Origin of the sequence: Paenibacillus sp. NPDC056579 (assembly GCF_042793215.1) — a bacterium.
GTDB lineage: Bacteria > Bacillota > Bacilli > Paenibacillales > NBRC-103111 > Paenibacillus_S.
The window spans coordinates 203,633-226,643 of the sequence record NZ_JBHTVD010000007.1 but is presented as its reverse complement, the minus strand read 5'-3'; the positions used below and the strand labels follow the sequence as shown (position 1 = coordinate 226,643).

At 50.6% G+C, this 23,011-nt stretch carries 20 protein-coding genes; 4 read left to right on the top strand and 16 right to left on the bottom strand.

Annotation, left to right across the window (positions count from 1 at the left end; all coding sequences use genetic code 11):
• Positions 1–139 precede the first annotated feature (139 nt).
• The 4 genes from ACFQ88_RS25910 to ACFQ88_RS25895 all read right to left on the bottom strand — a co-directional run bounded on the left by ACFQ88_RS25910 (position 140) and on the right by ACFQ88_RS25895 (position 7,923).
• A complete protein-coding gene (locus tag ACFQ88_RS25910) occupies positions 140–1,462 on the bottom strand; it encodes a PASTA domain-containing protein (RefSeq protein WP_379458536.1) in 1,323 nt (440 codons plus the stop codon).
• A 415-nt stretch (positions 1,463–1,877) separates the two neighbouring features.
• A complete protein-coding gene (locus tag ACFQ88_RS25905) occupies positions 1,878–4,001 on the bottom strand; it encodes an alpha-N-acetylglucosaminidase (RefSeq protein WP_379458534.1) in 2,124 nt (707 codons plus the stop codon).
• Positions 3,998–6,583, bottom strand: a complete 2,586-nt coding sequence (locus ACFQ88_RS25900) for a glycoside hydrolase domain-containing protein (RefSeq protein ID WP_379458532.1) — start codon at positions 6,581–6,583, stop codon at positions 3,998–4,000. Before ACFQ88_RS25900 ends, ACFQ88_RS25905 begins: the two co-directional genes overlap by 4 nt.
• A gap of 44 nt (positions 6,584–6,627) precedes the next feature.
• Entirely contained in the window at positions 6,628–7,923 is a 1,296-nt protein-coding gene (locus ACFQ88_RS25895) for an ABC transporter substrate-binding protein (protein WP_379458530.1), read from the bottom strand.
• 125 nt (positions 7,924–8,048) lie between these two features.
• Between ACFQ88_RS25895 and ACFQ88_RS25890 the strand changes: the two genes are divergently transcribed.
• Entirely contained in the window at positions 8,049–8,906 is an 858-nt protein-coding gene (locus ACFQ88_RS25890) for a helix-turn-helix transcriptional regulator (protein WP_379458528.1), read from the top strand.
• A 657-nt stretch (positions 8,907–9,563) separates the two neighbouring features.
• Positions 9,564–10,376, top strand: coding sequence for an Ig-like domain-containing domain (locus ACFQ88_RS25885; RefSeq protein ID WP_379458526.1), 813 nt, complete (start codon positions 9,564–9,566; stop codon positions 10,374–10,376).
• Between the two features lie 94 nt (positions 10,377–10,470).
• Here the strand turns inward: ACFQ88_RS25885 and ACFQ88_RS25880 are convergent, their stop codons facing one another.
• Positions 10,471–10,992, bottom strand: a complete 522-nt coding sequence (locus ACFQ88_RS25880) for a hypothetical protein (RefSeq protein ID WP_379458524.1) — start codon at positions 10,990–10,992, stop codon at positions 10,471–10,473.
• A gap of 62 nt (positions 10,993–11,054) precedes the next feature.
• Positions 11,055–11,345 (bottom strand): hypothetical protein, encoded by a 291-nt coding sequence (locus ACFQ88_RS25875; protein WP_379458522.1) that lies wholly within the window; start codon positions 11,343–11,345, stop codon positions 11,055–11,057.
• Between the two features lie 314 nt (positions 11,346–11,659).
• On the opposite strand from ACFQ88_RS25875, the gene ACFQ88_RS25870 reads away from it, so the two are divergent.
• Complete coding sequence (locus ACFQ88_RS25870; protein ID WP_379458520.1) at positions 11,660–12,379, top strand: SDR family NAD(P)-dependent oxidoreductase; 720 nt, start codon at positions 11,660–11,662, stop codon at positions 12,377–12,379.
• A gap of 69 nt (positions 12,380–12,448) precedes the next feature.
• On the opposite strand, the gene ACFQ88_RS25865 is transcribed toward ACFQ88_RS25870, so the two are convergent.
• Together ACFQ88_RS25865 and ACFQ88_RS25860 are read right to left on the bottom strand one after the other, a co-directional pair.
• Positions 12,449–13,756 carry an ABC transporter substrate-binding protein gene (locus ACFQ88_RS25865; RefSeq protein ID WP_379458518.1) on the bottom strand — a complete coding sequence of 436 codons (1,308 nt, stop codon included), beginning with the start codon at positions 13,754–13,756 and terminating at the stop codon, positions 12,449–12,451.
• A gap of 455 nt (positions 13,757–14,211) precedes the next feature.
• The gene (locus tag ACFQ88_RS25860) at positions 14,212–14,994 is read right to left on the bottom strand and encodes an alpha/beta fold hydrolase (RefSeq protein WP_379458516.1); all 783 of its coding nucleotides are present in this window, start codon (positions 14,992–14,994) and stop codon (positions 14,212–14,214) included.
• Positions 14,995–15,425: 431 nt separating this feature from the next.
• Here ACFQ88_RS25860 and gap point away from each other — a divergent pair, with 431 nt between their 5' ends.
• Positions 15,426–16,436, top strand: a complete 1,011-nt coding sequence (gene gap / locus ACFQ88_RS25855) for a type I glyceraldehyde-3-phosphate dehydrogenase (RefSeq protein WP_379458514.1) — start codon at positions 15,426–15,428, stop codon at positions 16,434–16,436.
• 78 nt (positions 16,437–16,514) lie between these two features.
• Here the strand turns inward: gap and ACFQ88_RS25850 are convergent, their stop codons facing one another.
• The 8 genes from ACFQ88_RS25850 to ACFQ88_RS25815 form a co-directional block, all read right to left on the bottom strand.
• A complete protein-coding gene (locus ACFQ88_RS25850) occupies positions 16,515–16,934 on the bottom strand; it encodes an SRPBCC family protein (RefSeq protein ID WP_379458512.1) in 420 nt (139 codons plus the stop codon).
• Entirely contained in the window at positions 16,931–17,266 is a 336-nt protein-coding gene (locus tag ACFQ88_RS25845) for an ArsR/SmtB family transcription factor (protein ID WP_379458510.1), read from the bottom strand. Before ACFQ88_RS25845 ends, ACFQ88_RS25850 begins: the two co-directional genes overlap by 4 nt.
• Positions 17,267–17,346: 80 nt before the next feature.
• A complete protein-coding gene (locus tag ACFQ88_RS25840; protein WP_239628945.1) occupies positions 17,347–17,769 on the bottom strand; it encodes a DoxX family protein in 423 nt (140 codons plus the stop codon).
• Positions 17,770–18,094: 325 nt separating this feature from the next.
• Positions 18,095–18,274 carry a hypothetical protein gene (locus ACFQ88_RS25835; protein WP_379458508.1) on the bottom strand — a complete coding sequence of 60 codons (180 nt, stop codon included), beginning with the start codon at positions 18,272–18,274 and terminating at the stop codon, positions 18,095–18,097.
• Complete coding sequence (locus ACFQ88_RS25830) at positions 18,235–19,572, bottom strand: sulfatase family protein (protein ID WP_379458506.1); 1,338 nt, start codon at positions 19,570–19,572, stop codon at positions 18,235–18,237. The genes ACFQ88_RS25835 and ACFQ88_RS25830 overlap by 40 nt, the downstream gene beginning before the upstream one ends.
• Before the next feature lie 25 nt (positions 19,573–19,597).
• Positions 19,598–20,428 carry a carbohydrate ABC transporter permease gene (locus tag ACFQ88_RS25825; RefSeq protein WP_379458504.1) on the bottom strand — a complete coding sequence of 277 codons (831 nt, stop codon included), beginning with the start codon at positions 20,426–20,428 and terminating at the stop codon, positions 19,598–19,600.
• Positions 20,425–21,426 (bottom strand): carbohydrate ABC transporter permease, encoded by a 1,002-nt coding sequence (locus ACFQ88_RS25820; protein WP_379458502.1) that lies wholly within the window; start codon positions 21,424–21,426, stop codon positions 20,425–20,427. The genes ACFQ88_RS25825 and ACFQ88_RS25820 overlap by 4 nt, the downstream gene beginning before the upstream one ends.
• A gap of 40 nt (positions 21,427–21,466) precedes the next feature.
• Entirely contained in the window at positions 21,467–22,963 is a 1,497-nt protein-coding gene (locus ACFQ88_RS25815; protein ID WP_239628955.1) for an ABC transporter substrate-binding protein, read from the bottom strand.
• Positions 22,964–23,011 lie beyond the last annotated feature (48 nt).

Genomic DNA, 23,011 nt, shown 5'->3' with positions numbered 1-23,011 from the left:
ATGCCTCAGCATGAGAACCGCCAAAAGGAATAGCTTCGATATGCTTATCTTTTCGCTTTACCGATACCGTGGTTTAACTTACCTAATTGGCAAAAAAGCCCGGCCAGCCGTCTATTTAACGGCTAGCCGGGCTCTTCTTTTACTGCCCTTTGCTTATCCAGAACGTAATACGCGAGCCTCTCTCGGCCGTCGCATTCGGCTGAAGATCCTGCTTGAACACTTTGCCTTGCTCCATCTCGTTGGGTTCCAGAAAAAAGTCGTATCGCAATCCGGCCGCACGCGCTGCTTTATCCGCCTCGGCCTGCGTCATACCGATCAGGTTCGGAACCTGAGTCGGCCCCTGATCGGTGGCCGCTCCGTTATCCGGCTTCGGCGTTTCCTTCGGCTTATCCGGCACAGGCGTAGCACTCGGTGTCGGCTTGGCATCGGCAACTGGCGGACTGGTCTCCGTAGCCGGAGCGCTCGGAACATACCCTTTATCCGGCCTTAGCACCTCGAACAGCCCCATGAGAATGAGCACGGAGCATACCCCGATGACGACGACGGCACCGCCGATCAGCAGCAGCCTTTTCATCATGCCCCCGACCGTAAACCGTCTCGGCTCGTCTTCTTCCTCCTCATCCTCTTCGTCCGGCTCTGGCGGAGGCGGAGGCGCCGCCTGCTTCCTCGGCTGCACGGGTTCCTCCGAAAAGGAAGGAGCGGATTTCGTCATAGCGGAGACAGGCCTTCTCACCGCTTCCGGCTCCTGTACCCGTACAGGCTCCCTCGTGCCCCGTACGATCACAATGCGTGCGAGCTGTGCGATAAACAATTTGAGCGGCACATCTTCTGCCGCTACTTGACGGATCAGGGAGACGAGCACATCTCTTTGCTCGCCTGGAATTTGCCGCAGCGCTTCCTGCGCGGCCGGATCGTCCATTGTTACTACCGGCCCCGTACTTTTACCGGCGATCAGCTGCAGCAGCAGGCCGACGAGCCCCTTTGTTCCGCGCTGCGCCGCTTGTCCTTGCTCCCAATAATTCATAATGACCGGATGCCCTTCCGGATCGATCCATATGTTGTCCGCGCTGATGGAGAATCCGACGATACCTTCCTCCAACGCCTTCTGCATCCCCAAAGCAAGCTTATAGACGATGGTCAGCTTCTCCTGGAAAGAGAGCATTCCGCCTGCTATGACCTCATATAACAGCGTGCCGTTGCACGGCTTCAACACAGCGACCAGCCGGTTCGACGAATGATTAAACCCCATGTCCAATATATGAATGAAGCTCCGGTCGGTGAACTGGGATGCCTCTCCCAGCATTTCCGTATACGCCTTAGTGAACGCGTCATCCTGGCTATCCACGGCGTACAGGATCACTTTGCGATTCAGCGACAAATCCTTCCCCATATAAACCATTCCGCTTGCCAGCGGCAAAATCGGTTTCTCCGGCAAATATCTCTGCTCCATACGGTCTTCCATCAAGCCTTCCCCCTTGTATCTCTATCCCGAATGCTTTGCAATACCGGTCAAATCGAATCCATACCGATCGACACCGCGGCATTCAGGCCAACCCTAACCATTCTTACTCATATAGTTCGGACTTTAGTCCGGATTTTTGCTGATATAGGGTGAAATCATCCAAAAAATAATACTCCGCCAGCCCGCTCTACCTGAATCACAACAAACGTTTCCAGCTTCGGATGCATCCCGTTAGGGGCTAGACTCAACAGTCGGCGGGGCTCCCGTTATCTCCTTTATTCCCCATTCCCCCCCTTTCAACACGCCCTTGCAAAGAAGGTCATCTTAAATATTTACCCTTATCATTATAATACGAAACGGCAAAAAAGCCGATTTTCGCGAAAAGCGACCATCGGCTTGCACTATTTAACTAATTTTACAGGTTCCAGAAACGGTCAACCATAGGCGCGTATTTCTCATACATTTTGCGCGATACGGCTGCGGCATCCCCTGAAGGGTCCAGGGAGAAATCCTCCGTTCCTTTCATCCAGCTGAACTCCCATTTGCGGATATCGCTGTCAAAATCCTTTTGGCTGAACGTATCCGGATTATCGATAGCGGCCTCCAGCTTGGCGGCGAATTGTCTCCACCGTTCCAGATAGTAGCTTGTCATGATACCGGACCACTGCTTGTGCGCGTAATCGTCAAAAGTAACCTCCGGCCACCAGGTGGAGATGATCGTACGGGCGTTGAATTCATGCAGCGCCGTCTCCTCCTTATTGGTTCCCCACTTCTTCGCCCGGTTCACCCATGGCCCGGTAAGAAAATGAACGTTCGTCGCGAGCAGCTCCTCCATATCGATCATCAGCGCTTCGAATGCGCTCCAATACTCGTTGAACTGCTCGCGGTCGCCAGCGCGGAACGACTTGATCATGTTCAAGTGCAGCGGCCTCGAGATGTCGGACAGCACCTGACGGCCCACGTTTACCAGGTCGTACTGGTAATTTTTGGATTCCGCCAATTCATCTCCGCCTGCCAACAACCGCTCCCACGCACGAAGCAGCACCCGCACATCGTAAAAAGGGACTACCGTTCCGTTGCACGTCCGCCGGATTTCCAGCTTCGGTCTGGCGCACACGACGGTTTCATAGTTCGAATTTTTGGAGTAGACCGACCGCCGGAGCAGCTGCCACGCTTCCACTGCCGATTCACTGCCGTTTCCATAACGGCGCAGCAAATAGTCCTCCACCCACTCATCCAGGTCAGGCGCTTCCGTCCGCCATACCATTTCGCTCAACAAATCGTAAAATACCGGGTTTTCCTCAATCGCTTCGGGAGCAAATCCGATCCCTGCCATATCGCCCTTCCCCGGATCGTGAAGCGCCTGCGCCGGACCTTGCGCCACCATCTCCAAATCGCCGAACATCCCGTTGCGGCCGCCGAAATTATGCAGCATGCACCATACCCACGGCTTGCCGTAGAAGGCATGGGTCTGCTTCCACTTGGCGTTATTCTCAGCATATAAGTCCAGCATCAGGAGATGCTCCCTAGGGAGCGAGGTCACAATCGGCTCGGACATCGACCAGCTCTGCATAACCCAGACCCCGTCCGGATCGTGGTTCAGCATCGATTGGCAGACTGCCTTTGCAGACTCCGTCACATATTCCGTCGAAGAGTCGGGAGAGCTGCCCTCATGGAACAGGTCCATCGCATACAAATGATCCGTGCCGTAGAGCTTTTCCTGTTCCTCGTAAAATATTGATGCAGCTTCGTCAAACAACGGATCGCGCGGATCGAGGAAATGGACGCCCCTCATGCCGAACCACGACTTCAGCTGCATAATGTTCGCTTCGGGACGCTTCTGCCGCAAGGCCGCCGGAACATGACCGTAGAACCCGGCGAGCACCGGCGTCATGCCGAATTCCCGCTCGCGTTCAAGAATCTGGAGCTGGAGCTCCTTCTGCCCGTCGATCCAGCTTTGCGGAAGCGGGCCTGCCATACCGTCTACGTTCCCCATATAATGCCAGGCCAAATAAGCAGGTCCTGTCAAATGCTTGAGCATTTCCTCATCCGACAGCCCCATTCTGTTCCCGGCCGCCATCCAGACCGCTTCCTGTCCGGTTACGGCAAGAGGCATATTGATCCCGTGCAGAGCCATCCAGTCGATCTCGCGCTCCCACCGCTTCCAGTCCCACCAAGTCATCGAGTAATTAAATGTGCAAAAATTGTACATATAGCGGTGGCGGTAAGGCGTCGCTTTCCGAACCGCTTCCGCCTGCGGCAGCCGGTCAGGCAGCGACAACTGATCGCCCGACCACGATATGTGCGCGTTGCAGCTGTATTTCAAATACCAGTGGAGCGCGGAGGCAAGGCTGATGCCGTTAGAGCCTCTAAGAACAATCCGCTTGCCCCTGTTTTCGATTTCAAACACATCGCGTCCTTGTTCCTGGCCGATCTCCTCCAAATCGAACTGCTCCCGGTACGCCGGCCCGAGCAGCCGGCTGACCAGTCCGCTTACAACCTCTTTATGGAATGAATTCTTTGTTACAGCTTCCGTCATGAACGTTTCTCCTCCTGTTGGTTTGCATTAGAGCGATTAGACCGCAATACGATCAATAATCCTTGCTTCGGCTGCAGCGGTATCGCTTGCAGCGATTCAAGCGGCAATGACTCTTGAATATGTTGAATCGCCGGCGCTTCGAACGATACCAGCTCGCGGCTCCAGCCGAGCTGCTCCCAATCGATTTGCAGCGAGCATTCGACGGGCTCCTCCGCCCAGCTCGCCAGCGCGACTAGCATTTGCTCCGGCTTGCGGTATACCGTGGCCGCTACATCGTCCCGATCCGGGTGCACCGGATTGTCCGGATGCCAGTAGCCGAGCATTTGCGCTTCCGCAATCCCTAGCTGATCCCACAGCTTCCAGAGATACTCCGGACTTTGGCCGATCCAGCCGAGCCGGTTCGACATGCCGAATACCATACCGCGCCACGGATTGCCCTGACCGAGCATTTCTCCCATTAAGCCGAATGGAATGCCGCTGATTTCCACGAGCCAGTAATCGGGGCTAACCTCGTTGTATTTGAAGCCCTCTCCGATCCACAGGCTGTCGAGATAAGGAAACAGCTCCATATACAAATTGGCGTTGTTGACAAAGCCCGCCCGTTCGTTCATATGGTTCCATGTGTGGAAATCGATAAGGGAGCCGGGCTTCGCCCGATCCAGCACTTTGCGGGCGCGGCGCATGGTGAAGCGGTCGTATGCGGTATCGTCGATGTATATACCGTCGATTCCGACATGCTCCGTCAGCCATTTGAGACCTTCCACGTAGTAATTGGCCAGCCGGGAAGTACCGTCCGTAAGAATAGCCGCATCGATGATTCCGGCATGCTTTCCTACCTTAAATTCGTGCTTCCATGCGGGAATGACATCGTCGCCCAGATGCTTTCGAACCCATTCAGCGGCGTCGCCCTGCCATAAGGAAGTGGTCACATCCGGATTCGGACGCGGGAACACTTCGTCGCCTAAGCTCCGGAGAGCTTTTAATTCGGTCATATGATCGCTCATTTCCCGAACCGTGTAATACAGCTTTACTTTAAGCTCTTTATCATGCGCTTCCTCAACGAAGCGGGTAAGGCTCTCCGTCTCCAGGAACGGATAATTAATGAAAGGATGAGCATCCGCTCCATGATGAACGTTGATGATATTGGCTCCGCTCGCCAGCGCTTCCTCCTGCCAGGCGTTCATTAACGCCTTGCCCTCCAGCCGATGGTAATACCGGTTGCTCCAATGAGCGGACATATCGATCGGCTTCAGCGGCGTGATCATCAGGTCGAAGTGAAAGCGGAGCTCTTCTCCCTTCCCGACCGTCCGTTCTCCGCTATACGCCCGGAATAGTACGGCGCCGTCTTGGCGGAGGAGCCTGACGCCCCCTTTGCCCTGATTATGCCAGCTGTCCGGGACCGTGAGCGGGCGGTGCTTATAATAAATATTGACGAACGGCCTGCGTCCCTCCGGATCGAGGAGGCGGCAGCGAAGTCCGGCATTGACGTCGCCGATCCACATGGCATGCTGATGCTTGGAAGCGTCCCATTTCCAATCGAACGCTTCCGGAAGGAATCCGCCCTTGTGCCCCAATCCCATCCCGTAGCGGGCCGTTTTCGGAGCGAAAGGGATGTCAAGGCGAATATCACGGACACGAACGTCCTCTTTCGCCTTCAGGGTCACTTCAAAGCGGGCGAATCCGTCGAAATCGAGCTCGCCACGGCAGCTCATCTCCCACAACTCGCTGCCGCTTTGCGCAGCCCATCCGACACGGCTGTCCGTTTGCCGTTCGATTCGAAATTCATTGCCGCTCCAACCGGCCTCCCCGTCATCGCTTTCGACTACAAGCCGGATCCGCTCCGCGAGAACCGGGCGCCCGGCTTCTACGAGCCCGTCTACAGCGCTGTTGAACCGGCTTACGATCGATTCGGGAAAGCCTTGCTCGTCAAGCGTCATTTCCCTGCCGAGACACCCTGCCGTCCGCCCTTCCCAAGTTACCGGAGTATACGGCACCGTAACCTCCTCGTCTATCGCTGCATCCGAGTTCAGCCACCGCAGACGGGAATGTCTCCACATCTCGCTGTCCCCTGCATCGTCCAACGGCTCCCCTGCCACAGTGAGCTTAACGGTAAGCCGCTTGCTTATGCCGCCTGCCGTAAAAGTCCATTCTCCGGTGTATCGGTCCGCAGACGCATCAATCGGGACGGTGATGCCGATCCACAATGACTGCACGCCGCCCTGCCCGACGGCAACCGTCTTCTTGAACGGCTGTCCATAGGCATCTCTTCCTTCCAGCGCGTAGCATTCAACCCCCGAAGCGTCAATACGCGTTCCTTGTCCGGACACCAGGTCCGAAAAGTCAGCCTGTACGCAGTCCACGGAACAACGGGCCGCGTACAGCACCAGTTGCAGCGCGTAGCACTCGCCCGGCCGAGCAGTGGCGGCAAACTCTTTCCGGCCGGAACGCTCCATCCAATCCTCCGGCATATCCTGGAGTGTCAGTACAGGCCGGTCGCTCTCCACCGCAACCCAATACAAATCGGCTTGTGCTTCTTGCCCGATAAGCTGCTGATCTCCTAAGCCGTTTTCCTTTTGTACCACTTGAATATTCACTCCTAACCTGAGTCATTCTTTGCAGCGCCATTTTATTTGGAGGCTGATTCGATAGCTTTGTTGGCTTCCTCCTCAGCCTTCCTCAATGCGGTGTTGATGTCTTCGCTTTCGGACAGAACGCGCGTCAGAGCATCATTCACCGGCTTGCTTGCCAATCCTTCGTTAGCCGAAGGGGCGGGTCTTTGGGCAAAGCCGGTCTTGAAAATAGCTTCCAGATGCTTCCCTTTTACACTCTCGAAGCTTTCTCCGAAGTGCTGAAACACTTTATCGCTGCGTAAGACCGGCGCTCTGCCGATTTTGGCGAATTCGGATTGGACTTCCTCGGAAGAGGCGACATAGGACATAATTTGGTACACCAAATCCTTGTGCTCGCTCATGTCGGACATGACCATGACGTGAACATCCGGCATCGAATGAACACCCGGCTTGTCAGCGAATACGGGCGAAGTAACGAGATCCCAGTTCATCGGATTGCCCGCCTTATGCGCTTCCTCCAGCGGAATCAAGCCGTCCGTCGTCCAATAGTCGTACATGGCGAGCGAGCGGTTTTTGAAAAAAGCATCCGAATTCGCCTTCGTCAAATCCATGCCCGGAATGGTCTGAATCTGCTTCAAAAACTGAAACAGCCGCTGGTACCCGTCGGAGTTCACCGCCGCTTTGTTCGTTTTCGGATCGACCTGCAGCAAGGATAATTGCCCTGCCAGATGTCCCAGCGATCCCGGCTGAAGCCCCATATACTGCACTCCGTCGTTAGAAATCGTCAGCTTGCGGGACAATTCCACCGCCTGCTCCCAAGTCATATCGTCCTTAGGGTAAGGAACGCCGAACCGGTCGAACACATCCTTGTTATAAAACAGCACCTTCGGGTTTTTGTACATCGGCAAACCGGCGAATTGGAGAGAAGGGAAGCTTTTGAACATATCCATAATCGGCTTATCGAATTTCGTTTCATCGAACTTTTCCTTTTGCATCATGGGCCCGATATCGCCGACTACCTTCAGATCGATCAAGCTCGGGATGGAAGAGTAAGAGGTCACAATAAGATCCGGAACATATCCTGAGGTCAGCCGTTCCTGGTATTTTTTTTCGTTCAATCGTTCCAAGGTTACGTGAGGGAACTTCTTTTGGATCGGCTTGACGAAGATGTTGTCCCACTGCTCATCGGAAAACGTAATAACGCCTAGCACCTTCAAAGTGACGGGTTTAGGGGGGCTGTCCTCACCGGCGCTTTTCTCCGTGTCCCCCTTGCCTCCTGTTGAAGTACATCCTGCAACCGTTAGTACAGCCATAACCGCCATAATCATTAACAGCCTGAACGATCGAATCATGCTCCATCTCCCCTTTTAGTTCGAATTCCATCTCCTTGCAATCCCATTCTAAGGATTCTGTTGTATAATGGCTTTACATAAACTAAACAAAGTTCCCGCAAATTTCCCATTTTCTGGAGGGGCTTATGAGTCTGATCCATCAAAACCGGCTTCTGAAGCACTATTTGTCCAATATGCAAACGACGGTGACCTCCGCCAGTTTTGTGAAAGTTCCGCGCAGCTGGGGCAACATGAGCTTTGTTCCCGAGCTTCATAAATTTTATTTTATTTTGGATGGAGAAGGCTGGCTCAACATTAACGGTCACGAATTCAGCCCCAGACCCGGTCAATTATTTTTGATTCCTGCCGGTGTTCCTCAAGGGCATGGAACGATCAGCGATCATACGTATGTAAAATATTTTTGCCACTTCACGGCCTCCGTCGGCGATATGAGCCTGCTGGACATCCTCCAGACCCCTTATTTCATAGAAGTCGACGATGACATGGACCGTGTGAAAAAGCTGTTCCAGGACCTGATGGATTATTTTAAAAGTCCCGATCTCATCGCCGTCTGGAAAGTAAAGTCGATCCTGTTCGAGCTGCTGCATTATTTTATCGGGCATGCGGGGATTGAGAAGGTGAATTTGACGGGGGCGCTGTCCCACGAGAAGATGGAGATTGTGGTGAAATATATCGAGGAGCATCTGTCCGAGCCTATAACGATGAAGGAGCTTGTATCGCTGGTTCACATGAACCCCCAATACTTCAGCCAATTGTTCAAGTCGATGCTCGGCTTGTCGCCGGTCCAGTACATTCACGAGCTCAGGATGCAGAAGGCCAAAAAACTGCTGACCACCACCTCCTTGTCGGTAACGGACATCGCTTCCGCCGTAGGGATCCAGCTTCACTATTTCAGCCGGCTGTTCAAAAACCAGTATGGCTTCTCTCCCCTGCAGTTTCGCATGATGTCCGGCACGCCTGCCAAGAAAGAGAACCTGACCTGAATCGGTCGGCTGCATAAAAAAGAGGGTATTCCTGAAGCCTCGAATACGGCTGCGGAATGCCCTCTTTGTAATGTAAAAGAAACCGTTCTTCGGTAAAGGGAGGAGGTATCACTCTGCCAATACATAAGGAGACGGTTTCTTTGTTGATTCGGGATCGGATCGTTGCCGAAGGACCTGGAGATGACATGCGTCCATATCGCGCTGTTGTTCCAGTCGCCCCGTTTGGCCCGATTAATCCGAACGCTTCCCATTGAAGTACTCCGAAAAAATCATGCTCTTGTGATGCCCTGCCGATAACGATGCGATCGGACACAGGATACGTTATTTTGGAAAAAACACCCTAATTTTGCTGCTATCGGACACAGGATCCATTATTGGTTATAAAATCCATGTTTTTCACTGATTTTGCACTCAATAACGGAACTACGGTCCGAAACACCTTGATTTTGGCTCTTTTTTGATGAAATAACGGATCTACGGTCCGATCGATGGATCAGCCGATCACTTCCCCAGCGCCGGCTTGCTACTCCGGCTGACCTGGGAGAAACTCATGCAGTAATGATAGGATACTGATAATCCCGCGACTGACCGTAACCTTCCCTCAGCACACCGCGTCTATATGGTATGAATTGCTATATGTGGAAAAGGGGTGCCGTGTTGCCATCATTCGTTAACAAGCCGATTTTCATGTTTTACCTTGTTGGAATCAGCAGCTTCCTTATAGGCTGCCTGTACTATCCGGTGTTCCCCTGGTACATACTCGGTGATGTGAAGGAATCGGAAATCGGGAGCTGGGGGTTCCTATCCATGGTCGGCGGAGCGGCATCCATTGTCGGAGCCACTGCCATTAACTTGGCCTCTGTCCGGGTGCAAAAAGCTTTGCTCCTCTTGTCCTTTGTCGGCTTGGCTCTATTGATTTTAGCGCAAGTACCCGCATTGTTTAGTTGGCTCTTTTACGGGGGAGTATTCACCCGCCACTGGATGCCTTGGCCAGTGCTTGGCACGGCCATAGGCATGGCGCTGCATGTTTGGCTCGGCCTTGCCGCTCTCACCACTATGGTATCTGCCGGTAAGGCACTTCGCGGTGGGATAGAGCCGGGATTTAAGCTAAGCCGCAGAGGATGGCTCTCCTTCGCCGGCGTGCTGCTGCTGGTGCTCGGAGCACTATGGGGCTGGGAGGTGTATCAAAACCGCCACTGGATCGCATCGATAAGCCCTGCTGACGAGGCGGTGAATGTGCCTCTCAACGCGGTGGTGTCTGTGACATGGAAAGGAAGCTATGACAGCATGGGTATGAAAATAGATTATGCGGACGATCCGCATCTCCCCACCCCGGGCACAACCGCCGGCTCGCAATACGGCATTAGCTTCACGCCAGAACAGCCTTATTTGCCGGGTCGCAAAGTAGTCGTTACGGTTGAAGCGGGCAGGCGCTCCCATACGTTCGCCTTTACGACAGCGCAGCAGTGACGGGTGTAAAGGATGTGAACGGCATACAACAAAGCGGCTGCCGATCTTACACGACAGCCGCGGATTCGTTAATGCGCCGCCTGGCCAATGGTGATCATTGATGTACTAACGGTTCACCGGACTTAAATAACTTAAAATATCTCCTTGCTAATACATCTTTATATTCAGCTTCATTGAACTGATTATATAAACTAAAGTCTATCTTGTATAAGCTTTTAATTAAATTATTACCCTCATAATAAATAATATTGTAGTTGCATCGACTAGTATAAAATTCATGCGCGTAACGTCTTACAACTCCCCCTGACTTTGCTGTACACCTTATACATATAGTTATAAGATCCAGTTGATCCGTGGGATCTCTTTCAGTATCCAAAATAATGAAATTATCAAATGATCTTTCAGAATAATAAATGAAAACCGGTGAATTTCTTAATCTATTATTATTCAAATCCTCAACTATTTCTGAAACATTTATCTCAATACTTAAAAATTCTCTCAGTTTCTTGAACGCAGGTTCTTCTATATATTCATCTTTATATTCATCTGGATAAAAAATAATGGAATCGTAGGGTACAATCATTTTTATTTCTAGATCCCACGCAGTAGCTATCATAAAACCAATCACTCCATTTAGACCCATTTTTACTGTGCATTCATCGGCGATCCTTGGATAAATTACTTTTCATTCTCATCGCTTTCAAATTGAAAGTGCTCATGATAGACATTATCCATACCAACCAATTTCCCACTTTTTTTGTGATAATAAGCGAAATTACGGTTCAGGGGAAGTTTAAGTAATTGATAATTTGTATCTTTTGGCAATGTATAAATATCTTCTAACGCCTCATCACGAGTAGTGTATAGAGCTATTGGGAAGAAATTTGGAAATCGACCCGTATTATCAGCAACAAAAATTCCCCATATAAACTCACCATGCACGATTTGCCACGCTCCATTCTTGCTCAATTCTAGACACATGAATCTCCATACCTTCAACCATCTGACCGTTTATCAATTCACCTTGATCATAAAAGCAGTTTCTGTCTTCCGCGTTTGCCGTATTTTAAATTCCGCGATCTGCCCCTCCATAAAGCTTACAAGCTCGATAAATCATAACTAAATATTCGTTTACTGGTTAAATTATCCTGCCTGATATATCAACGAATTTCAGACATCATACCATAAGCAAATGACTATATAATATTGTTCTCCTGTTGATAGGGAAGGTACAATGGGACTCAGAACCATAAAGACTGATGCAGATAGAGAGGACTAATACGATGAATCGATTCGCATTTGTGACCGGAGCCGATCACGGTTTGGGCTACGCCTTCGCGGAAGGGCTGCTGGAGCGGGGATATTCCGTTTTTGCAGGTAAATACTTAGCTGACAAGGGTAATCTAGAACAATTAGGTGAAAAGTATCCCGATCAGTTGACTCTTGTTCCTCTGGATATTTCGAGCAGTGACAGTGTCACGGCGGCGGTTGAGAAGGCTCGTGGATTGACGGACCGCTTGGATTTGCTGATCAACAATGCTGCAATCCTGGGGGATATTCGAGCCAAGGTGACGGAGCCGCTGGATATCGAGGAGATCCAGGAAGTGTTTAATGTTAACACTCTCGGTACGCTTCGAGTAACGAATGCCTTAACTCCCTTGATACTTCAGAGCGAGACGAAGCTGATCGTCAATATCTCATCGGAAGCCGGAAGTATCGCCACCTGCTGGAGGGAAAGCTGGTTCGCTTATTGCATGTCCAAGGCTGCCCTCAACATGCAGTCGGCGTTAATCCACAACGAACTGAAGAAGCTGGGCGGTCAAGTGATGGTGGTCCATCCCGGCCATGTACGAAGCTATATGCAAGGGGCTCTTGATGAGAAAGGCAGCTTGACACCTGCTGAATCTGCCGGCCAAATTTTGGGCTTGGTGGGCAGACACAAGGAATTTATGGGGGATCGTCCTGCTTTTCTGAACTATAAAGGGGAAGCGATGGAATGGTAATTCGTCGCTTACATAAAAACGAGACTGCCGCTGGCAGCCTCGTTTTTTTCAATATAAGAAGCAGTATAGCTACTTCCGTTTTTCCTGTTCGATGGCCTTATTCGCCTCTTCTTCTGCCATCCGCAGTGCGGTATTGATATCGATTTTGCCCAGGGAAAGATCAACCTGCGGCTTGGTATACGATTTCTCTGCGATACCGTCGTATTTGCTCTTCGGCGAAATAGGCGCCAGCTTGTTGTAAAATATCGCTTTCAGGTTCTTGTCCTTGAACTCCGCGCTTTCCCCAATCGCATTTTGTACCGACGTGCTCTTCAACACGGGTATGGTCGATTTCTTCGCCGCCAAGGTTTGGTATTCTTCCGAAACCAAGTATTTCAACACTTCCATTGCGGCATCTTTGTTAACGGCTTGATTAGTGATGCTCATTAGGGTCGGATACGCCTGCGAACCGATGCCGGGCAGCTCCTTAAACGTCGGCATGGAGACGATATCCCAGTCGAGGGTTGACATTTCTTTGGATAAAATCGATTGCAGATCCGACAAATACACGAACATCGCCAGATTCTGATCCTTCAGAAAGTCGTCCTTATACGGCAGCTTGTTATTTAGCGCGACTATCCGCTCTTTGTAGCCTTGATCTTGTGCGGGGATCGTATAATAGGTTTCGTACATTTTCTTCCAAACATCGCTGTTAATCGTAGACGTCTCCGCCTTCACATCCACATAGGGCTGAGAAAACTGATTCAATCGGAGCACGTGGGTCGGCGACACAACGAGACCGAGATATTGCTTTCCTGCGTCGTTACGGGTCATTTTTCGAGCAAGCTCGTGCATCTCGTCCCAGGTCATACCGTCTTTTGGAAGGGCAACCCCGAACTTTTGGAACAAAGCCTTATTATAATACGTCACCATAATGTTGTTAAAGACAGGTAAGCCGTACAGCTTTCCGTCCGATATCATTTTCGCAGCGTCGATCAGTGTCGGTTCAATGCTGGACAGGTCAACGTTGTGCTTCTTGGCCAATTCCGTAATGTCTAATTGAAGCCCGACTTGGGTAAACTCGGGGTACGCCCCGATGGAGCCGTAATAAAAATCAATGCGCTGTCCCGCCGTTACCAGCTGCTGCAGCCGGTTATTCGGGTCAACCGCGATGTACTTAATATCGTAGTTCGGAAACTTTTTGCGGAGCGCGTCCCCGAATCTTGCATCGAATGCCTCCGTAGTATCCCCGCCACCCGAGTAAAAAAACAGCTCCGTACGCTCATTGTTAACCTCCGCCGTACCTCCGGTCCCGCTTGACTGCTGCTGACTGCAGCCCGCCAGTAACGAGACGATTGCCGCTGCACTTGCAATGGCTGACCATGCTTTCATTTTCATTGACATCGACACTCCCCTTATGCATTTGAATTTGATCCGGTCCGGATATGGATGGATGCTCCTAGTAAAACAGGTCGCAGGGCTTCAAGGTGCAGGGTTCTGGCTGTGTGCAACATGCAGTTAGCTTTTCATAACACGAAAATACAGAACAGTACGCGCGTTCAATTATTCCAAGCCGTGTGAATGATACTAAAATTTCCGAGTAATTTAACTAAAACACTTTACTCATATTTATGTAGTAATCGCTTTCATTTCCCTTCCATCACCATATTATAATGAGATGATTTGACTGTCAATCTAAAGTTTAGTTAAAAATCACTATAAAATAACTAAAACAATCAATTGATTTTACTTTACCGACAGCGAATCTCTTTTTGATGGCAGCTCTCATTAAAAAACGCGGCCGCCGAATGATGAAGGGCAGTCGCGTTCCTTTTACCTACATAAGAGGAGGATCAGCCAATAAATTGCGTTAGCAGATGATTAAACTTGTCACGTTCTTCCCAGTAAGATCCATGACCGCTGTAATGGAACGGAACCAGCTGTGAATTCCGGATTTGCCGGTTCATTTCCTGCGCTTGTGCAAAGGGGATCACCTTGTCATGAATGCCGTGAACGATTAAGGTCGGTACCCCTATTTTGGGCAAATCGGCATCCAGCCTCTCATCTCTTAGCGTGACGATGATCGCTGAGGTGGACCAGCCCGCCGCCTCGAGTCCCGTTTGCATGAACCAGTCCGCGAAGGGGCCGGAAATGTATTGAAAGAAAAACGTATCCATGACTTCCCTCATCATCTTGGGCCGATCGTTCTGCGCCACGGTTAGAAAATGCTCCGCCGTTTCTTTAGTAAAACCGGTAGGAGCCGCAGCATCAATAAGGACAAGCTTGGATACTCCGTATCCGTTATGCCTGGTCATGTAGCGAATAGCGATGGCTCCGCCAGTGGAATGCCCAGCAAGGGTGACATTGTCTAGCTGCAGCGCCCCAATGACAGCTCGGATATCGTCGGCCAAACGGTCGAAATTATAACCATGGAACGGTTTATCCGACTTTCCGAAGCCTCTCCAATCAATTCCTATAACCCGGTATCCCATTGCGGGAAGCACATTAAACTGGTACTCAAACTGTTTACTGCTCAGCGGCCAGCCGTGCAAAAACACAATCGTCTTGCTGCCCTTGGGATTTATATCTTCAACGTATAAATTTACGCCAGGTTCTACGCTAACAAAGTATCCCACGTCATTTCCCCCTTTTGAAAAGTCTTCAGCAATAAGATATTCACTTAAGTAATCATGGGTGAATACCTATAGATCAGGTATGGAGTTTCGGCTTCTGATGCCAATGAAAGTTCTCCAGAAAGTGGTCTAGGAACTTAAAATAGTGCAGATGGGAGTAGACAATAGGGATTTTTTGAGTTACATTTGTGTAAAGCAAATGATTCATTCACTTCGTTTGACTAATTGGGACAAAAATTGTCTCACAGGGACAATATTGGTCCCATTAACACAAACCGACTACCATCCATCTAAGTTATAAAACAGAACCATGCTTCATGTCATTGTGGGACATTTTTTGCATCTATTGGACATTAAAAGTCCCAATTTATTGTTTTCTCGGTAAATCACCTGCATTTGCCTTGAAATAAAATAAAAAAAGTGGAGGTAATCTCATGACAATCAAAGTAGGTATTAATGGTTTTGGCCGTATTGGACGTAATGTGTTTCGAGCAGCATTAAATCATCCGGAAATAGAGGTTGTAGCCGTAAACGATTTGACCAACGCCGAAACCTTGGCACACTTGCTGAAATTTGATTCCAACCAGGGTGAATTGGCGGCACAGGTAACTGCTGTGGATGGTCATATTTATGTAAATGGCCGCAAAATCACGGTATTGGCAGAACGAGAACCTTCGCAGCTCCCCTGGAAAGATCTCGGTGTTGAATTAGTTATTGAATCGACGGGAAGATTTACTGATAAAGCAAAGGCAGAAGGGCATATTACGGGGGGAGGGGCTAAAAAGGTTATTATTTCGGCGCCTGCATCGAACGAAGATATTACCATTGTCATGGGTGTAAACGAAGAAAAGTATATCCCCGAGCAGCATCATGTCATTGCCAATGCGTCTTGCACGACAAATGCCTTGGCTCCGCTCGCTAAAGTGCTCCAAGATCAATTCGGAATTAAACACGGTCTGATGACAACCGTCCATGCCTACACGAACGATCAGCAGGTTCAGGATCAGCCCCACTCAGACTTAAGACGCGCACGCGCGGCAGCCGTTTCCATGATCCCTACTTCTACGGGTGCAGCTAAAGCTATCGGCTCCGTACTGCCAGAGCTCAGAGGTAAGCTCAACGGCTACTCTCTGCGTGTACCTACTCCGGTTGTGTGTATCGTTGACTTGAACGTGGAAGTATCCAGAGAAGTTACTGTCGAAGAAGTAAATCGTGCGCTATGGGAAGCATCTGAAGGTCCAATGAAGGGAATTCTCGGTTACAGTGAGCTTCCATTGGTTTCGGTTGATTACCAAGGAGATAACCGTTCCTCTATCGTCGATGCACTATCTACGATCGTCATTGACGGCACGATGGTAAAAGTCCTCTCTTGGTATGACAATGAATGGGGCTTTTCTAACCGGGTGGTGGATCTAGCTCAATACATCGCCCAAAAAGGCATCTAACTCACAAAAAATGAAGCGGAAGCGGACTAAGAAGAAAGTACATCTTAGTCTCGCTGCTGCTTCATCATAAACTTTTTATTAACTCAGAACCTTTTCTAGCTCGCCGCACCATTTACTCCAGCCATACTTTGCTCCATTGAGCGCTTGTGCATTTGAGATTCCGGTTTGCTCGAGATGAAGGTTAACCTTCCCTTCTCCTAGATCCTGCAGCGTCCAGGTGACCGTGTGCGTCTCCCCGCCGCTGCCCCATGTATAGGACAACCGGTTGGGCTCCTCTACGATAAGCACTTCTCCGTCAACAATTCCATCCCACCATTCGGTCGGCTGGGTGCGAAACTGAAATTGGTGTCCTACGACAGCTTTAAAATCATTATCCATCGCCTGGCCGGAGTGGATGTTGCCCACCCACTTGGCAAGCTTGCTTGAATCGGTTAAAGCGGACCAAAGCTTCTCGATCGATGTCGTATATTGAAAATCCAAGGATAAGGTTAAACTCATTCTTCTTCCTCCTCTAATAGTTGGTTTAAGCGCAGCATATTCGCATTCCAGAAGCCGCTGTAAAAAGCCACCCAATCCAGAACTTCTCTGAGTGGAGCGGCATTCAGCCTATATCGCGTTTCTCTGCCGACTTTTCGGTCAAGGACAAGTCCGGCCTCTTTAAGGATTGTCAAATGCTTGGATACCGCTGTCCGGCCCATTCGGAATTGTTCCGTCAATTCATGGAGCGGTACCTCCTTCTCCTTTGCCTCTGCCAATAGACGAATCAGCCGGCGCCTGGTCGGGTCTGCAATCGCGTCAAACACATCGCGCAGTTGGTTGTTCTCGTTCACAACGCCCCCTCCAAAATAAGATTTTCTAAAGTTATAATCTATTGCCGGTACGAAGGGACAGCCGTTAATTCACCACCTCCTTAAAGTTTACGGTTCATTGGACGCAGCGCCCATGAGGCTATATTGAGTGCAGCATAGAAGAGCGGAAGAAGAATAGAGAACCCGGAATCTCCATAATCATTGGCAAACACGTGAGATATAGCAGCACCTGTCATTAAAAAGAAGATCCCCGCGTGAGCCCATTCTTTAAGCCGGGGAAAGCCTGGCATGACGAGAGCGATGGCCCCGAGCACTTTCCATATTCCGAGAATGGTCAAGATGTATACCGGGTAACCAAGCTTCGTCACCAACTCGAGGTTTCCTCCCAATTGCATCAGCTGCCCGATCCCGCTCATCGTTACAGAAGCTGCGAGCAGTATTGTGACTGACCAGTAAGCAATCAGTTTCCCTCGGGTTCGAGTTTCTACAATCGCGGTTGATCCCGCGCCGATCATCCTACTCATTTTGTTACCTCCTCATGATTTGTTTTAAAAGAACCTTATTCAGGTTTTGGATTAATTCAATCGATTAATCGGACACTATTCGGTGTCATTTAGATTATAGGACACCATTTAGTGTCGTGTCAATAGCTATTTTCCATTGAACCGTCTTAAAAATAAAAAAGCAGCGGTTCCGGACCTGAACACAAGTCCTGGATTGCCGCTGTTTTATTGAAGCTGCTTTTTCAATTTACTGGAAGATCAAGCTCTTTGCGCAGCTGACCAACCGTCTTTTCCTTATTTAAAAAAGCTTCCTTATCACAGCTTTCGCAAAAGGATCTCTCCACTTTTACATGCGACGGTTCGTCTTATGCGGCACGCTATCGCAGGTTTCCTGATAAAACGTAAGCAGCCTGTCTTTTAATTCCGCCAATCTACCGGCAAGAGCCGGATCATCTATACGATTCACGGTCTCCCCCGGGTCACGGGTCATATCGTACAGCTCATCCTGCTCATACATCCGCCGCACATATTTATACTCCTTCGTCCGGCACATAACGGCTTTCGTATGCTCGGGTCCTTCCTGCAGCTGCCACTGGATGCGGGGCCAGTACAGTCCCGAAGCGCTGCCGACCGAGGTGCTCTCCCGTTCCATGCACTGCTCCTCTCCGTGCAGACGTCCCCCTTCACAAAATACAGATCCCGATGATCATCCGTTTCTCCTGCGATGACCGGAAGTAGCGAACGGCCGAAGTGGCTGTGCCCAGGAGTCATGCCGAGCAGTGCCTCCACCGTAGCGGGAAAATCGATCAGTTCCACCATCGCATCGGATACTCGCGGATTTACGGGAACGCCCTTCGGCGGCTTGACGACGAACGGGACTCTCGACAAGCAATCCTCGAACGTATTCTGCGTTTTTTCCACGAGACCGTAATCGCCTGTGAAATCCCCGTGATCAGAGAAAAAGAACACTGCCGTATCATCGTACATTCCTGCTTCACGCAGCGCATCCATGACCATCCCGAACTGCTTGTCGACCCGGGCGCACATGCCGTAATACGTGGCGCGCAGCTCGTCCCAGCGTTCCTCCGTCCAGCCCTGTAAGTTCTGCTTCTCGCAGATTCCTTTCAACAGGCTGGGCTTGCCATCCCAATCGGCAGGAGCCGGAATCCGAGGCGGCAGCTTGGAACGATCGATCATGCTGAAGTAAGGCTCCTCGACTCCATACGGCGGATGGGGGTACAGCAGCGGCAAATAGATGCACAGCGGCTTATCAGCCGGAGCATTGCGGATCATGTCGATCGCTCCGAGAACGTTCGCCCAGTCTCCGTCATAATAGGCTTCCTCATGAGCTCCCTTCTCCAGTTTGCCGGCGTAGAAGGAAAAGTAATTGTCCCCGTCCGGTTCACCGCGCCAAGCGTCGTGAGCATGCAAATTCGTTTCCCGGCGCGGCTGCACGGGCGGTTTGAATTTTACGTCGCAGTAATCGTCGAATCCGGTTTCGGCAGGGATGAGGTCGTTTTTGCCGCCCCACCAGACGAAATAGCCGGCGTCCTTCAACGTCTTGAGCAGCACCGGTTCATCCGGCTGCATCATATGATACATCGTTCGATGTCCCCGCACATGCGGATACCAGCCGCTCATGAATGAGCATCGGCTCGGCGTACACACCGTATTTTGGCAGAACGCATTGCGGAACGAGACCCCGTCGGTTTGCGTCATCCGATCCAAATGCGGTGTAACAGCTGCCGGATTGCCCATATGTCCCATCACATCGCTGCGCCATTGATCCGGATTAAAGATAATAATATGCGGTTGTTTAGCCATAGCAATAATGCCTCCTTTTTCGGAATTATCCTTTGACGGATCCTGAAATGCCCTCGATAAAAAACCGCTGAAACACGATAAACACAATAATGACCGGAATTAGCGAGATGGAAGCCCCCGCAGCCATGCCCGACCAATCGACGGTATGCTCGCCGACGAAGGAATACATCCCGACAGCCAGTGTCCGAAGGTCGGGTTTATTGATGCTAAAAATGAGCGGAACAAAGAACGAGTTCCATGTCCATATGAACTGCATAATCGCGGTTGTGGCAATGATCGGCTTGGATAAAGGAAGCATGACCTGCACGAACGTGCGGATAAATCCGCAGCCGTCCATTTCCGAAGCCTCCTCGAGCTCTTTGGGTAAGTTGTGAAAATACGTCATATAGAGCAGGATAAACAAGACGTGCGCACCCGAGGATTCGGCCAAAATAATACCGGGCAGCGTGTTCAGCAGCCCCAAGCTTTTGATGATCTGATAAATCGGGATAATCGTATACCCTTTCGGAATGAACATCGTCGCTGTGATCGCCAGAACAAACACTTTGCGTCCCGGAAAGGCAACACGCCCAAGCGCATACCCGGTCAATGCGCACATCACAATGACAATGGCGACCGTCGTGCATGTGATGATGACGGAATTGGTGAAATAAGTGGAGAAGTGGCCTACCTTCCAGGCTCTGGCGTAGTTCTCCCATTGCGCGACGTCCGGCAGCAGCTTGAAGCCGGCATTAATATACTCGGTATTGGTCTTGAGCGATGAGAACAGCATCCAGACGAACGGATAGACCCAGACGACGCCGAACGCGAGCAGAAGAAGATGAAGAAAACCGTTGATCGTATTGTGCTTGATCATACGCTGCCGATCCCTCCTTTGGCGCTATGGGCATTCGCATTCTTGGCGTCGTTGCCGTCTTTAGCCCGCTTAGCCAACCACCCGAGCAATAAAGTTATAATGAAGATCGTGAGCCCGAAAACGATGCCTGCGGCCGAGGCGTAGCCGATTTGCGGAAATCCGCTGGTGCTGAACGCATAGTTATAGATGTACAAGTCTACGGTTTCCGTAGCGAAGAAGGGCCCGCCGTTCGTTAGCGTTTTGACAAGATCGAATACATGCATGCTGTTGACGACGGTTAGAAGCAGAATGACCGCAGCAACCGGCGTTAACAATGGCAAGGTAATGCTTCTGAACGTCTGCCAGTAGCTGGCGCCGTCTACCTTCGCTGCTTCATAAACATCACCCGGCAGCGACTGCAGTCCTGCAAGCCAGTACACCATCATCATCCCGAAAAATTTCCACGAGCCAATAAGAATGAGCACTATCATCGCCGTATCTGCCTGACCTAGCCATGGGACGGGTTCGGACAAGATTCCTATGCGTATTAATAGCTCGTTGACCAGAGCCTTGTCGTTGCCGAAGATGAATTTCATAATGATCCCGACGATGGATGTGGTCGTAACGACCGGCAGGAAGTATAGAGTCCGGTAGAACACCTTGCCCTTGAAGGCCGCCTGGTTCAGAATAAGCGCCATGATCAGCGTGGCAGGCATTAAAATAACGGTTTTGGCGCTCATAAAAATCAGACTGTTGCGAAATGCATTCCAAAACTGATCATCCTTCAGCAGCTTCTTGACATTATCCCAACCGACAAAGTTCGTGAGCGGGCCGAACCCGCTCCAGTCAAAGAAGGCGTACACATAGCTCATGATGATCGGATAAATCGTGAATACGATAAAGAACAAAAGCTGAGGCAGAATGAACAGGTAGGCCCAGCCATAGCGGATCCGCTCTCGTTTGGCGGAAGAGGCGGTGACGGTCTGCCCAGCTTGTATGGAGGACGTCGGTGCGCTCAATACATACAACCCCTTTGCGCGTGATGAAGGGAATGAACCTCTATTTCCCTAGCTCTTCGTACCGATTTTTGGAATAAGGCTGGAATGGCGTCCAGTTAGGGAACTTGTAGTCGTTTAGGGTCACTTTGCCCCCGCTTCCCTGCACCTTCTTAATCGAGTCCTGAAGAGCGGCGTTGTAATCTGCGCTCAGCTTTTGCAGGCTTCCCTCCAAATCCTTGATTTGGCCGGCCATATAGCCTTCAAGGAGCTTGCCGATGGTTTCTTTAGGCTTCTTGCCGTTGAGCTCGGTATTGACCTTGATTGCCGCCAAATTCCGGATATATTGGTGCGGCGACAGCACGAAAGTTTGATCCTGGATTTTTTGCGCCTGCATAAATTGCGCGTTGTCCACCTTCGTGTTCTGATTGTGAGCGATTATAGGCGAGCCCTCGACTCCCATCTCCAGCTCCATTTGATAAATGCGGTCCATATAAAACTGCAGGAACAGCTTCACTTCCTCATAATGCTTCGTATTCTTGCTCACGTGAACGGAAGCTTTCGTTTCCCCTTGGAACGCGTAGTACTGGGGCTTGCCGTCCTTGGTCGGAAGCGGAGCGACACCAAAGTTATTGAATTTGTTATTCGTCTGCAGCTCGGAGGTGAGGAAGGTACCGTCAATCACGAAAGCCGCCTTGCCGCCTGCAAACAGCGTCGATGCTTCGCGGTAATCGATAACCAGGCTGTTGGGATGCAGCAGCTTATCGTCCTGCAGCTGCTTGATAAATTTCATGGTCTGTACAATGCCGGGTGAACTATGCTCATACTCGCCTTTTTTGTAATTAAAGCCGGCATAAGCGCCGTCGTTAGGTAATACATCGGGATAAATAGCGGAAGCCATCTGCCCTATGAAGCCGCCCATCAGCCAATCGGTCTTCACTCCCAGAATAAGAGGGTATACATCGCTGCTCTTCTCCCTGATCTTCTTGCCTACGGCAATGAGTTCGTCCCATGATTTCGGAACGTCCTTCTCGGACAAGCCGGCGTTCTTCAGCACGTCCAGATTGTAGTACATGACGTGTGCAAACCGGCGAGGGGTAAAATGCGGCATCGCATAAACTTTGCCATCCATGGTTGTGAAGCCGTCCGTCCAGGTCCCCTCATAAAACTCGTCCTTTTTCTTCTGCGGAAACAGATCCTCCAGATCGTGAATCAAACCAAGCTGATACAATTGATCGGTCGGCACCGCGCTTTGGTTGGAAAAGATGTCGGGCAAATCGTTGCTTGCCACAGCCGCCTGAAGCTGTGCCGAATATTGCGCTGAGGCAATTGGCGGCATCTCCACTTTAATATGCGGGTATTTCTGCTGAAATTCTTGTATTGCTTTCTGAAACACCGGCTGAGATTCCGGCCAACGATGCCAGAAGGTAAGGGTCACCTGCTTCTTATCGCCTGTTTTGGATTCGTCCCCCTGCCCGGAGTCATTTGCACCGCTGCAGCCGGAAACGATGGAGCTGATGGCAAGAACAGATAATAGACCGATCGAGCTTGCTTTCCTCATTCCGTATCCCCCTTGTCAATTATGCGGATTTCGCTTACAAGCAAAGTA

Excerpts from the sequence above, each read along its gene's own strand:
- ACFQ88_RS25880 (WP_379458524.1), bottom strand. The coding sequence starts at position 10,992 with ATGATAGCTACTGCGTGGGATCTAGAAATAAAAATGATTGTACCCTAC.
- ACFQ88_RS25840 (WP_239628945.1), bottom strand. The coding sequence starts at position 17,769 with ATGAGTAGGATGATCGGCGCGGGATCAACCGCGATTGTAGAAACTCGA.
- ACFQ88_RS25815 (WP_239628955.1), bottom strand. The coding sequence starts at position 22,963 with ATGAGGAAAGCAAGCTCGATCGGTCTATTATCTGTTCTTGCCATCAGC.
- ACFQ88_RS25850 (WP_379458512.1), bottom strand. The coding sequence starts at position 16,934 with ATGAGTTTAACCTTATCCTTGGATTTTCAATATACGACATCGATCGAG.
- ACFQ88_RS25905 (WP_379458534.1), bottom strand. The coding sequence starts at position 4,001 with ATGACGGAAGCTGTAACAAAGAATTCATTCCATAAAGAGGTTGTAAGC.
- ACFQ88_RS25890 (WP_379458528.1), top strand. The coding sequence starts at position 8,049 with ATGAGTCTGATCCATCAAAACCGGCTTCTGAAGCACTATTTGTCCAAT.
- ACFQ88_RS25910 (WP_379458536.1), bottom strand. The coding sequence starts at position 1,462 with ATGGAAGACCGTATGGAGCAGAGATATTTGCCGGAGAAACCGATTTTG.
- ACFQ88_RS25865 (WP_379458518.1), bottom strand. The coding sequence starts at position 13,756 with ATGAAAATGAAAGCATGGTCAGCCATTGCAAGTGCAGCGGCAATCGTC.
- ACFQ88_RS25870 (WP_379458520.1), top strand. The coding sequence starts at position 11,660 with ATGAATCGATTCGCATTTGTGACCGGAGCCGATCACGGTTTGGGCTAC.
- ACFQ88_RS25825 (WP_379458504.1), bottom strand. The coding sequence starts at position 20,428 with ATGATCAAGCACAATACGATCAACGGTTTTCTTCATCTTCTTCTGCTC.
- ACFQ88_RS25830 (WP_379458506.1), bottom strand. The coding sequence starts at position 19,572 with ATGGCTAAACAACCGCATATTATTATCTTTAATCCGGATCAATGGCGC.
- gap (WP_379458514.1), top strand. The coding sequence starts at position 15,426 with ATGACAATCAAAGTAGGTATTAATGGTTTTGGCCGTATTGGACGTAAT.
- ACFQ88_RS25895 (WP_379458530.1), bottom strand. The coding sequence starts at position 7,923 with ATGATTCGATCGTTCAGGCTGTTAATGATTATGGCGGTTATGGCTGTA.